Source organism: Geobacter sp. AOG1 (assembly GCF_019972315.1).
GTDB lineage: Bacteria > Desulfobacterota > Desulfuromonadia > Geobacterales > Geobacteraceae > Geomobilimonas.
Genome location: NZ_BLIZ01000001.1, coordinates 930,444 through 943,103 on the forward strand (window position 1 = coordinate 930,444; position 12,660 = coordinate 943,103).

Sequence of the window (12,660 nt, forward strand, 5' to 3'; positions counted from 1 at the left end):
TGGTATAACCTTCATGCTGTGGGGTAGGGTGAAGCCGGGCGCATTACTGAACCTTACTTGCCTTCTAGCTTAGTGAGTACACACAGACACCCGCCGGGAGGAATTTCATGCATGAACTATCAAACATGGGCACCATCGCCCACGTCATTCAGTTGGCCATCGCCCCGGTGTTCCTCCTTACGGCAATCGGCACGTTGCTGACAGTAACGACGAACCGGTTGGGCCGCATCATCGACCGAGCCCGCAACCTGGAGGGCAAACTTGAAAGCACGCCCCCCGAGGGAATAGCGAAGATACACTCCCAACTTGCTAACCTGTCGCGCCGCTCTAAACTCATATATCTCGCTATCACCCTCTCCACCACAGCGGCTCTCCTGGTCTGCGCGGTCATTGCAATCCTGTTCCTGGGTGACTTTTTCAGTTTCAATATCACGATCCCTGTCGCTGTTCTGTTCATCATAGCTATGCTGTCACTGGTTTTGGCACTTCTCAGTTTTCTTCGGGAAGTTTTCGTTGCTACCGCCAATCTACGGATTGGGCCGCACTGACGGGGGAGGGCGGAAAATCCGTATATGACCACCGGCCGCTGCGACCAATGCTTACGCTAGCGGTTTATCCGCGACGCCGAATAACTCCATGAAATATTAATTCTCATCTTTATCTCCTCAAGCTGCACCTGTCGCGGCACATTCAAAAAAATGTAGATAAATTCACCATGTTAGGCTATAACTGGTAGCAATATTGCATAAAACTAATCTTCTTGGTTTCTCTTTGCAGTTCGGGAACAGCCAACGACGGTCCGAGACGACCGTTTCACGGGTAGAGAGAGGTGAATATGGGGAGGCTTTCGATCCTCTGCACAGCTGCGATTGCCGCCGTCATCGTAACCGGTTTCAGCGGAACCGCGTATGCCATTACAACTTTTGCGCAGAAGTTCAATATGAAATGCGATGCATGCCATACGACCGTTCCCAAGTTGAATGAATTCGGCGTGGTGTTCATGGCGAAAGGGTTCGTGCTTCCTGGTCCCGAGAAGGGGGATCGGTTGGAGGAAAAGCCTGCCGCTACCGGCAAACCCGACGGAAAAGAACCAGGCAAGGGCGGAGAAAAAGCGGGGGTTAGTGGAGAGGCAAAGGATGCGGACAAGACGTCGGGGATCAATTCCCCAGCAGGCACGAAAGAAGAAACCGCTGCACCGGCCGTAGAGCCTCCACCGCCGACGGTCGTCTACAAGGTGCCAACACGGGACGGCAGCATCTATTTCACGGACAACCCTGACCGGAAGGGGAAGCTGGTGAAGGATGAGGAACTGGAAACCGGCGAGAGAGAGACTGAGGTCAGCAGGAAGCACCTCCTACCCAAAAAGAAACAAACCATGCGCATACCATCTCCAGTGCGTCAGACAGCCGGAAAGAGCATTGCCTCCGCAGAGGAAAAGCCTGAACGGTACCGTAATTACGCAGAATGCATGGAACGGCAACTTGACGGAAAATCCCCACCGGAAACAGCCCAGGAAATGATGGACCTCTTCGCAGCGGCGGAAAAGAAATGTGCCCCTTACCAGGCGGGAAAACGCTAGCATGGCGGAAATGAGTGAAAAGCGGCACGCCGTTGCCCATTCGGTGACGATAACGAATCGCCTGGCGCGCCAGCAGGGGTTCACCCTGATCGAGCTGTTGGTAGCCCTCGTGCTGATGATGATAGGATTCCTGGCGGTCTTCACCGTCCTCTGGGGATCGGCCGCCTCGGGGCGCTTCACCCGGGACATGACCACGGCCGCAAGCCTGGGCCAGGACATGCTGGAACGGGCACAGACCCTCGGTTACAGTAACCTCCCGGCTCCGGGGGGATTCGTTAACTACACGACGGCGAGAGTCTCGGCAGTTGGATTTACCCGGAAATGGCGAATCGAGAACGACACGCCGCAAACGGGAACGAAAACCATCACCGCCACCGTAAGCTGGAATGCCACGATTGGTGAGGTCACAACTAAGACCCGAACGTTTGTCATGACCATGCGGAATGAATACTAGGCACGGATGATGAAACTACTACTTGGCGAAATTTCAGATAAAGGGTACTCCATCGTGGAGGTACTCATTGTCATCGTTATCCTTGGTCTGGTCACCACCGGTCTCACGGTGACATTCATCACGGGACAGCGGGAGTACAGCGAACGGGATACGACCATCAGGATGCAGCAACAGGCCAGGCTCGCCATGTCTTTCATGGAGCGGGATATCAAGATGGCCGGTAGTGGCCTGGCAAATCTCGGCAACCTGAAAATCAATGTCTACACTGGAACGCCAACGATAACCACATGGGGCATGGTGCAGTGGGGAGATGGGGGCAGCGGCGGTCCCGACAGCATAACGATTCTCTATCAGAACCCCACATCGCCTACCGACGAAGAAAAAGGAGGGGAAAAACCAGCGCAAGTAACCTTGTCCGCCGACTACCCCTCGTCGAAACCGAATAATCTGCTCGTCAGCTCCTCAACACTGACCACGGATTATAAGGAATCGGATCTTTTTCTCATATACAATCCGGAGGACCAAACCAGACCTGCTTCTTTGCTGCAAGTTTCCAACGTTCCCGCCCCTGGCAACTGGATTAGTCATGCTTCCGGCACCAAGTATCCCTATAACCCTCCGAACGCGACCGAACTTTTCCCCGCTGGTGGTTACAAAAAGCGGGGGAGTACGGTGCTGAGCCTCAGTGCGAACGATATCAAGAGAGTTACGTACTTCCTCGATGGCGATAAACTTGTCCGGAACGAATGGTCGAGTACAACGAAGCAAACACAGCGCCATTTTGTGGCGACGGGGATCGAGGATTTGCAGGTCAGGTACCAGTTCAAGGACGGCACATGGCGAGACGACATGGACTCCTCGACAGGTTCGAGTCACGATGTCAAGGACGTAAGGGGAGCGCGAATCAGTATTATCGCCAGGACGGCAAAGCCCGACCCCCGATACCAGTCAACCCAGGCCTTCCAGTTGACGGGACCCTTGGGCAACGGTAAGGTTTACAGCGGCGGAGGCTATCGCCGGATGACCATGAGCACCATGGTCTCCCTGCGCAACCTGGCTATGCGGAATACTCCATGAACGCATTACTGCGAAACGAGCGGGGGGCAGCGCTGGCCATGGCATTGCTGTTTCTCATGGTCCTGTCGATCCTCGTGGCAGTACTTCATAGAACAACAATTATCGAAATACTGTTCAGCCGGAACTACCAGGAAGGACAGAAGGCATTTTACGCAGCGGAAGCGGGGCTCAGGGAAGGGCTTCGGAACTGTCGAGATGACAGGAAATATTCGCGCAGTTGGTATTATGACCCTGCACTACCAGGTACGATAGCAGAGCCGCCATCATGGTCACCTAATACCACGATTGGGGAAGCAAAATATCACTATTACATCGAGTACATTGGGTCCATGTCGGATCCAGGGATGGATGCGTCGTTTCAAATTCCTGTTTTGCGGATCACCTCCGAAGGAATGAGCAGGGACGGCACCACAAAAAAACGTTCGCAAATCGTAACGACACTAACAGCTGGGGCATTATAATTATCAAGGTCAAATGCACTACATTCAGACGGTCGAAGCGTAACCAAGGTTCATTGTTAGCAGGAGATAAGAATGGGCAATAACGCCTATCTTTTAAAAAAAAGCACTTTTCTTGCAACTACGCTTGTTTTTTGCGCCATAGCAGCGGCTGTTTCCCTGGCAGCAATATCCCAGACACCCCTCTACCTGGTAAACAGCAACCAGCCCAATATCATGATCCTGCTGGACAACTCCGGGAGTATGAGTCAAAGCGTAGACGGTGCAGTAAAGATTGTATCCGCACGAAGGGTGGTCAGCAACCTCGTAAAGTCGACTTCCGGCGTCAGGTTCGGCCTGACGATTTTCAATACGGACAATGGCGGCCGTGTCGTCATGAAATGCGGCGAACTTACGGCGGCAAACGTGGATGCAACTGTCAATGCCATCAATGCGGAAACATTTACCCCCTTGGGCGAGACCCTTGCGGAAATCTGGCAATATTTCAAGGGGAGCTCCTCTTCCTACAACTCCGGCGTCTCCTATTCGAGTCCCATCACTTCCAGCTGCCAGAAGAGCTTTGTCATTATCGTGACCGATGGCGAACCGACGAGGGATTTCTGCTACAAGGGGGACTTCAGCACCTACGGATGCGATACGTCGAGCGTGAGCCGCCTCGCCGAAGTAGCAAAATACATGCATGAACATCCCGCCGTGGCAGCGTACCCCGGTTCCACCATCACCACCTACACCGTCGGGTTCGCAGTCAACGTCCCCATACTGCAAACGGCGGCGACAAACGGCGGAGGGCAGTACTATACTGCCGCAAACGAGGCTGCCCTCGCAAGCTCCCTGCAATCGGTAGTCAACACCATTATCGGCATGGTATCGACTGCAACAACTGGCACAAGAGCGAGTCTCTTTCTGGATTCGGACAACAGCAATTATAAACCGATATTCGATTCCACCGATTGGAGCGGTTATCTGGAGGCTTACCAGCTAGACACTGCAACCGCTAATCGCATCGGCAGCACTCCTCTCTGGGAAGCGGGCGCTCGCCTCAACAGCAGGACAACTGCATCCCGTGTTATTTACACCGCTGGAACCCCGTCGGGCAATAAACGGACCGATTTCACCACTACCAACCAGGCGAACATCGCAACGGCTGCAAACTTCACCAACTTCTCCACAAACTGGATAAGCTATGTGCGTGGCGACGCCATTTCAGGTTACCGGACACGAACAAACAAACTGGGTGACATCATCTATTCCTCGCCGCTCAAGTATGCCCCCCCCAACAAACTCTACACTGACCATGATTATCAAGTTTTCCGGAAAAACAATGCCGCCCGGCAGTCACTGGTCCTTGTGGGGGCCAACGACGGGATGCTCCATGCCTTCAATGTCGATACGGGGGACGAAGAGTGGGCATTCATCCCCGCCAGTCTCCTGAACAAGCTCAAGCTTCTCCGGAGCATACCCTATACCCATACCAACTACGTGAACGGGATGATCACCGTGGGTGACGCCTACATCAAGTCAAAGAATACGAGCGGTACTGTCGACCCATCCGCCGCTTGGCACTCCATCGCCGTCTGCGGACTGCGGGAAGGGGGCAAAAGCTACTTTGCACTGGATATCACCGATCCCAAGAACCCTGTCCCCCTCTGGGAAATCAACGCGTCATCTGCCAACGGACTTGGATACTCTTTCGGCACTCCCTTGATCCTCAAGCTCAAGGACAATTCCCAGCCCGAGAAATTCCGGTGGGTGACGGTGCTTCCCAACGGCTATGAGGGGGCCGCGACCAGCAAAGCCGCCTCACTGATCATCGCCGATCTCGCAACCGGGACCATTCTTCGTGAGATCGTCGTGGACGGCAACACGAACGGTGGGGCCTATCAGAACGGACTGGCAACATCTGCAGCCGTTGATGTGAACAATGACGGGTATACCGATTATCTCTACGCTGGCGACCTCAAGGGGCACCTCTGGAAATTCGATGTAACGAGCGATACCATCGCCAACTGGGATGTTGCCTGGAGGAAGTCCGGCTCGCCGGTAGCGCTCTTCAAGGCTACAGACCCTGGCGGAGCTCCCCAGCCGATTACCACGCGGCCAGCCATATCACAGCGGGTCGGCTACCAGATCGTCTTCTTCGGCACGGGAAAGTACTACGAGACGGGAGACAACGCAACGACTCAGACCCAGAGTTTTTACGGGGTCTATGATGACATTTCCACTACCGCCACCCCATCAAATGCCCAGGCGACAAACGAAGGGATGTTGACCAAGAGTGATCTGGGCCAGCAAACCGTAACACAGGTTACATCCGGCGGGATAATAACCGATCGCAATGTCTCAAATAATCCCGTTGGCGCGAACGGTTGGTATCTTAACCTCCCCATCACCGGGGAACGGGTTGTTACCAACCCCGTTGCCATAGCAGGGTTGATTAACTTCAACACTTTTGTCCCTTCGACTGATCCCTGCTCGTCGGGGGGTATAAACTGGCCGTTTCACCAGGAAATGGAAACAGGAAAAAAAGTGAACATAATCCCTCCACCTGGCGGTATACCTGGTCCGCCTTTACCTCCGGAAATTATTGTAACAGACGATGGAACTGTTGTAAGTATAGATCCTAATGATCCGACTAAACCACCAGTAGTTATAGGTAAACTTAAACGATTCGGAGTACTCAGCTGGCGACAACTCAAGTGAAAAAAAGCCGGGCTTTTTAGCCCGGCTTTTTTGCGCCCCTTACCAGACATAGTCCCTGGCGATCCCCCGCTTGTCGTGGCCGGCGAGCACGTGAAACACCCGCAGGTGCTTGAGCCGTACCGGCGAGAGAGAGCCCAAGGGGATGTAGACGATCTTCCTGCCGAACCGGGCCGCCAGCTGCTTGAAATAACTCCGGGGCGGCCGGGCCGCCACGTACACCACGTGCTTTTCCAGCGAGTAATCCAGGGCCGCCAGCAGCAGCACCTCGGACTTGCTCCGGGCGAAGGAGTAATCGGCCGTATGCCAGACGTCGAGCATCCGCCGAGGCGGTGAGGCAAGGACGAAGCCGCCGTACTCGCAGCGGGAGATGCCAGGACCGACGATGTTGTCTTCGGGGGGTGTGGCGTAAAATGCCATGTCCGACTCCTGGGTATGCTCCCCCAACCAGGTCATCAGGTAGGGGTACCGTTCGCCGCGCCGGTCCTCGTCGAAGATCACCACCACGCTTCCCACTCCCCCCTTAACCCGTTCCTGCTGACGCACATAGATACGCCCCTCGTGGATGTTACGCAGGGTCTCCCGCATGTCGATACCGTCCAGCATGGAGACGGTGAACGGCTCCACCCGGCACTGCTCTTCCGAAAGCTGCTTCGCACCCTTCTTTTTCAGGAACCGGCCGTAATCCTCGATGACCAGGTCCTCAGGGGGGTAGGAACAGATGGAGGGATCGTCGAACCCTTCCAGCCATTCGCCGGGATGTTTCTCCCGTTTCCGGTTGAGAAAGGCGAGCCGGGAAAGCCCCTTGCCGTGCCGCCGCTCCTTGGGCCGGAACCGGATGCGACGGCTCTGCCGCCAGAGATCGGCAAGGTCCAGACTGATGGTGGGGAGATCGCTTACCTCTTTCTGCCAGGGATAGAACGTGGCGAGACGGCAGAAGGCATGGGCAAAGTTGTCGTCCACGCAACCGCGAGCCGCGGAGAGCAGATGGTAGAGGTCGGGGAGGAGCAGGCCGTCAAGAAGGGCACAGTTGCGGGCGAAACGGAAGAAGGCCCGTTTCTGCCAGACGCGCACCGGCTCGCCGGTCTCCTGCTTGTAGTGTCGGGCCGACTCCAGGAAGAGGCGGAGGATGATCCGCTGCCGGTCGGGCATTTCCCCCAGACACCCCACGAGCCTTACGCTCCGGGCGATGGAGAGGGTGAGCGCTTCCGCCTCGGGGATATCACGTTTTCCCCCCGCAATCAGTTCCAGGGCGTGGAACCGCTTGCGCAGGGAGGGACCCTCCCCCGCCGGTTCGGGGGGAAACTCTCCACGGCGCTGTTCGTACACTGCGTTGACAAAGGGGAATTCGCCGAGGACCTCCCGACAGGATGCAGGGTGGAGGTTGAAAAGGCGGACGTTCTCCCGTTTCACCCTCGCCAGGGGTTCCCCTTGGGGGTCCTGAAAAAACTCCCTGATCCGCCCCAGGTGGTACATGCCGCAGACCAGCAGCACTCGGCCGTGCTTCGCGGAAAGCTGCTGCAGGTGCCAGGCCATCCCCTTTTCCCGCCGCAGGTCTTCCCGGTCCGGCACCACAGGGGCAAAGGCTGCCGCGAATTCCCGGTAATAGGGGGCAAGGCCGATCCGCTGCACGGCATAGGAATCGGGAACGGGCTCTTCGTGGAGGGGGTAGTCATCCAGATCGATGTCGATGAGGTGGAGGGGGATCTCCCGTTCCAGAGCCTGCCGGGCTGCCTCCACCAGGGGGTCGGCCGGCTCGATGAGGAGATAGACACTCTGGGAGCCACCCTCGGCCACCTTCCCCCTGAGAAGGCTGGCGGTGCTCACGTCGTAGGTAAGGACCGATATTTCCGGCAGGCGCCGGACCCCGCGCAGAAAGGGAGCTTCAAGGGTAGGTGGCAACTCGATGGCTATGCAGTCGGGCTGCACCAGCTCCACCGCCTGCCGCACCAGGTGGGCGAACTCCATCTTGTAATGGAGGACGGGAAGGGCATGGACGTTGCCGAATTGTTCAAGATGGATGCGATGGGGCATGGTTGTTTATTCGCCTGTTGGAGCGGCCCCCTGTGGCCGCCCGATTGAGAAAAACGGCTGCCGTTTCCTGAAATGTCGATTTTTCGTCAGATCAAGGCTGTCGAGGGATGACGCGGAGGCGTAGTACCCAAACATCGGGCATAAACAGCGCTACGTCGCACAATTTCGCTTGTGAAATTGGACCGCGAAGGCGCCCCGCAGGGGGCGGCCGCAGGCCGAGTCACAAGGAATTCCGAAGACTTACACAGAGCTGGCGAAAAAGCGACATTTCATTTTAGGTACCTGAGAGCCTCCTCGCCAAGGATTCTCTCCACCGCCAGCGCCAGCAGTTCCTCGGGCACCTGGCCGACCCCCTCCATCATCTTCATTGCGTAACGGGCGATGTTGATGCCGTCCCGCACCGAATAGAGCTCGTCGGCGGCATGGGCCCGCTGGAGGAAATCCACCACGTAGCGGAGGACCCGGCTCCCGGCAAAGGGGAGGTTCTCCTTGAGAATCTGCAGCTCCTCGTCCGCCTCGGGGAAGTCGATGTAGATCTGGGGCTGGAGACGGGAGTGGATGTATTCCGGCACCTCGAAGGTGGAAGAGTCCTCGTTCATGGTGACCACGATGCGAAAATCGGCGTGGGCCGGCACCCGCAGACCGGTGATGATCGACTCCACGTAGCGGCGGTCGTCGAGAAGCGGCGCCAGCGACGCCCACGCCTTCTCGCTCATCCGGTTCCCCTCGTCGAGGATCAGCACTCCCCCCTTGAGCATGGCAGAAACGAGGGACGAGGCGGCGTACTGGATCTTGCCGTCCGGCCCGATGACCGGCGTAATGATGAGATCCTCCGGCCGGGTATCCATGGTCGCCTGGAAGAGATAGACCGGCCGCCCCAACCGCTTAGCCGCAGCATAGGCGAGGGTGGTTTTCCCAACCCCCGGCTTGCCGATGAGGCGGGGGTTGAAGGGGATGTCCCGCTCGTCGATTACCATCCAGGCAGCAAGGAGCTGTTTCAGCAACTCCTCCTGCCCGACCCAGCGGAGCGGCAACTCCACCGGCCGCGCCAGGGAAAGGGCAATACCGTCAATAACCGTCGTTTCCATGTGTTCTCCGACGTGATGTGGTTCTTGGTTTTGGACAACAACCACATTTTCGTTCACGCTCAAGAATGTCCAGATGCAAGGCGCGCGAGGCCGAGGAGTGAGGCGTACACCGGTACGCCGCAGCGACGCAGGCCGAAGCGCAACGCCGCAGATGGGCGTTTTTCAGCGTGAACTTCTCACGTGTTGTGTTCGTGCAGATACATCATGGCCAGCCGTGCCCTGTTTTCCAGGCATCGTGGGCAGAGTTGGCCGGCGTCCTTCCAGACCTCCTCCGCCAGCCATTCGCCAGCTTCGGCAAAGACCGACGGGACCTGGTCGGAGAGGAAAAACTCCTGCCGACAGATGCTGCAAACTCGCTGCAGTTCCGCGTCAGAACTCACCGCTTCACTCCTCACTTTTACCATATCCGCCTCCCCATTTGCAAATGGGTGGTCAGCGCCTATACTGTTGAAAACGACTCCATCCGCCGGAGCACGCCATGTTCACCATGCAGGAGATAAAAAGCCATTACCTGTTCACCGACGAGGACGCGGAGCAGCTGAAGTCGTTGCTCCCCATCGCCGAGGCAGACAAGGAACAGCTTATCGAGGAATTTTACGACCACCTGCTGGGAATTCCGGAAACTGCCCAGTTTCTGCAGGATGACCAGCGGCTGTACCGGTTGAAGAAAAACCATGCCGACTGGTTCGTCGGCATGTTCGCCGGCACCTACGACAATCTCTACCTCCACCGTCTTCAGCGGATCGGCCATGTCCACGTACAGATCGGCCTCAATGCCCATTTCGTCAATGCAGCCATGCAGGTAGTGCGGCGATTTTCGGTCGGCATGATCCGGGAGAACTTCACCGACCGCGAAGAGCGGCGGATGAAGACACAGGCTGTCGAAAAAATCATCGACATCAACCTCGACATCATAACCGCCTCCTATATCGAGGAAGAACTGAAAAAGGTCTTCATCTCCCACCGGTTGGAATCCAAGCTGATCCACGCCACCGAACGGTTCACCTACGGTCTCAACCTGGTCCTCGTCCTGGCCCTGGCCGGGGTTTCCATCTCCATCGTGGGCCTGTTCGGCTGGGACATTTTCCACATCTTCCGGGGAGACATGGAAAAAGGGATACTGTCCGCCCTCGGTTCGCTTCTGATCCTCTGGATGATGATCGAACTCATGGACAACGAGATAAAAACGCTCAAAGGGGGACGGTTCAACATCCTGGTATTCATCGGAGTGATCATCGTCGCCATGATCCGGGAGATCCTCATCTCTACCCTGCGCCACGACGCGCTGGAAACCCAGGCGTTTCTGGCCGGCACCCTTCTCATCCTCGGCGTGGTCTACTTTCTGGTCGCCAAAAGCCAGCAGTTCCGCACCACCCCGTAGCCAGCATTCCTTCAACAAAATTTACACGTTTTTCCCAAGAGACGCCCTCGGCGGGCGCCACCTTTTACTTTTCACACCCCCGCACAAGGTCCGCCAGACAATCGATGAACGCCGGCGAGGCGTTGAGCGAGCCACTGCGCCAAAACTTGGCATAGCCGAGCTTGAACGCCTCCTTCGCGTACTGGATGTCGATCTCGTAGAGGGTTTCGATGTGGTCCGAAACGAAGGAGAGCGGGACAACGAGGAGATTCTTGCTGCCGTGCGCCGCCAGGTGCTCCAGCATCGCCTCGGTGGACGGTTCCAGCCACTTGACCGGCCCTGCCCGGGACTGGAAGGCCAGGTGGTGGGTGATAGTACCGAACCGCTCCATGACGAGCCGTACCGTTTCCTCAATATGTGCGAGATAAGGGTCACCGCCATCGATGAACGACTGGGGGAGGGAATGGGCAGAAAAGAGGATCTCCACGTCGGCAAGGGGGTGGAACTGCTCGATCCCCTCCCGAATTTTTTCCGCGAGGGCGTCGATGTAGCGAGGATGGTCGTAGAACCGGTCGATGGTGGAAACCTGGAACTGCACACCCGCTTCAGCCAGCACCCGCTTCAGCTCGTTGAAGCTCGACCCGGTAGTGGCTCGGGAATAGTGAGGGTAGAGGGAGAGGGCGATGATCCGGTTGATCCCCTCCTTCCGGATGGCAGCCAGCGCCTCGATGGTAGAGGGGTGCCAGTAGCGCATGGCAACGAAACAACGGTACTCCTCCCCCAGCTGCTCCTCCAGTGCCCGTGCCTGGGCGTCCGTCAGCTCCCGGATGGGGGACTTGCCACCGATCTGCTCGTAGTATCCTTCTACTTTCGGGGCGCGCCGCCGGGCGATGATCCGGGCGATGAGCGGCTGGAGAAAGGCCGGGCCGATCCTGATGATGTCCCGGTCGGAGAAGAGATTGGTGAGAAACGGCTGAACGGCATCGATGGAATCGGGTCCCCCCATCTGGAGGAGAAGAACGGCGGTTTTCGCGGACATGGGCACCTCACCTGTAAGTTATCATACATCAACGGTACACCTTCGGCTAATCCTGCTTCTTCCGGTGCACCGCCAGTGGTCCCCACGCCTGGTCGATGGACATCACCTCCAGGGTATTGACATTGACATGGGAGGGGAGCCCGGCCACCCAGACGACGATACCGGCCACATCCTCGCCGGTCAGGGCCTCGGCTCCGGCGTAGACCTTCGCCGCCGCTGCCGCATCCCCCTTGAACCGAACCAGGGAAAAATCGGTCGCGGCCATCCCCGGCGCCAGGCAAGTCGCCCGCACGCGCGTGCCGAGCAGGTCGGCCCGGAGGTTGCGGGTGAACTGTTCGACGAATGCCTTGGTCCCACCGTAGACATTCCCCCCCGGATAGGGCCAGGCGCCCGCCGTGGAGCCGATGTTGATGATGTGCCCCCGGTTGCGCGCCACCATCCCGGGGAGAAGAAAGCGGGTGCAGTAGGTAAGCCCCTTGATGTTGGTATCGATCATTGCGTCCCAGTCATCGAGACTGGTCTCATGGGCCGGCTCCAGGCCGAGGGCGAGACCGGCGTTGTTGACAAGGATATCCACTTCACTGAACCGCGCCGGCAGAGCTTCCACCGCCTCCTGGACCGCTTGGCGGCTCTGGACGTCGAGGGTTACGGCATGCACTTCCGCCTTCCCCACCAGTTCATTCTTGAGCTCCTGGAGTGGCTCCATTCTTCGCGCCGCCAGCACGAGCCGGTCACCCTGCTCCGCGAACAGCCGCGCACACGCCGCACCGAACCCAGCCGACGCACCGGTGATGACTACGGTTCTGGCCATGATACCCCCCTGCAAAATCCCGTAATAGCTTTTACTATGCCCTCTCTTCCCGTCTCACGCAAC

General features: G+C 57.5%; 12 protein-coding genes. 7 read left to right on the plus strand and 5 right to left on the minus strand.

The window, feature by feature from the left end; all coding sequences use genetic code 11:
* The first annotated feature begins 107 nt into the window (after nt 1-107).
* From LDN04_RS04215 to LDN04_RS04240, 6 genes are all read left to right on the plus strand, one after another.
* Nucleotides 108-548 carry a DUF2721 domain-containing protein gene (locus LDN04_RS04215; RefSeq protein ID WP_223906708.1) on the plus strand — a complete coding sequence of 147 codons (441 nt, stop codon included), beginning with the start codon at nt 108-110 and terminating at the stop codon, nt 546-548.
* A gap of 287 nt (nt 549-835) precedes the next feature.
* Nucleotides 836-1,579 (plus strand): hypothetical protein, encoded by a 744-nt coding sequence (locus LDN04_RS04220; protein ID WP_223906711.1) that lies wholly within the window; start codon nt 836-838, stop codon nt 1,577-1,579.
* 1 nt (nt 1,580) lies between these two features.
* Nucleotides 1,581-2,033 carry a prepilin-type N-terminal cleavage/methylation domain-containing protein gene (locus tag LDN04_RS04225; protein WP_223906713.1) on the plus strand — a complete coding sequence of 151 codons (453 nt, stop codon included), beginning with the start codon at nt 1,581-1,583 and terminating at the stop codon, nt 2,031-2,033.
* Nucleotides 2,034-2,039: 6 nt separating this feature from the next.
* Nucleotides 2,040-3,110, plus strand: coding sequence for a PilW family protein (locus LDN04_RS04230; RefSeq protein ID WP_223906715.1), 1,071 nt, complete (start codon nt 2,040-2,042; stop codon nt 3,108-3,110).
* Nucleotides 3,107-3,571 carry a PilX N-terminal domain-containing pilus assembly protein gene (locus tag LDN04_RS04235; protein WP_223906718.1) on the plus strand — a complete coding sequence of 155 codons (465 nt, stop codon included), beginning with the start codon at nt 3,107-3,109 and terminating at the stop codon, nt 3,569-3,571. The genes LDN04_RS04230 and LDN04_RS04235 overlap by 4 nt, the downstream gene beginning before the upstream one ends.
* A gap of 72 nt (nt 3,572-3,643) precedes the next feature.
* Nucleotides 3,644-6,268, plus strand: a complete 2,625-nt coding sequence (locus LDN04_RS04240) for a pilus assembly protein (protein WP_223906721.1) — start codon at nt 3,644-3,646, stop codon at nt 6,266-6,268.
* A 39-nt stretch (nt 6,269-6,307) separates the two neighbouring features.
* On the opposite strand, the gene LDN04_RS04245 is transcribed toward LDN04_RS04240, so the two are convergent.
* From LDN04_RS04245 to LDN04_RS04255, 3 genes are all read right to left on the minus strand, one after another.
* Entirely contained in the window at nt 6,308-8,299 is a 1,992-nt protein-coding gene (locus tag LDN04_RS04245; protein WP_223906724.1) for a hypothetical protein, read from the minus strand.
* A gap of 269 nt (nt 8,300-8,568) precedes the next feature.
* The gene (locus LDN04_RS04250; RefSeq protein ID WP_223906726.1) at nt 8,569-9,387 is read right to left on the minus strand and encodes a MoxR family ATPase; all 819 of its coding nucleotides are present in this window, start codon (nt 9,385-9,387) and stop codon (nt 8,569-8,571) included.
* A gap of 176 nt (nt 9,388-9,563) precedes the next feature.
* A complete protein-coding gene (locus LDN04_RS04255) occupies nt 9,564-9,791 on the minus strand; it encodes a hypothetical protein (protein WP_223906730.1) in 228 nt (75 codons plus the stop codon).
* Between the two features lie 74 nt (nt 9,792-9,865).
* Between LDN04_RS04255 and LDN04_RS04260 the strand changes: the two genes are divergently transcribed.
* Nucleotides 9,866-10,768, plus strand: coding sequence for a protoglobin domain-containing protein (locus LDN04_RS04260; protein WP_223906733.1), 903 nt, complete (start codon nt 9,866-9,868; stop codon nt 10,766-10,768).
* Between the two features lie 64 nt (nt 10,769-10,832).
* On the opposite strand, the gene hemH is transcribed toward LDN04_RS04260, so the two are convergent.
* Nucleotides 10,833-11,786 (minus strand): ferrochelatase, encoded by a 954-nt coding sequence (gene hemH / locus LDN04_RS04265; RefSeq protein WP_223906736.1) that lies wholly within the window; start codon nt 11,784-11,786, stop codon nt 10,833-10,835.
* Between the two features lie 46 nt (nt 11,787-11,832).
* Entirely contained in the window at nt 11,833-12,597 is a 765-nt protein-coding gene (locus tag LDN04_RS04270; RefSeq protein WP_223906740.1) for an SDR family NAD(P)-dependent oxidoreductase, read from the minus strand.
* Between the last annotated feature and the right edge of the window lie 63 nt (nt 12,598-12,660).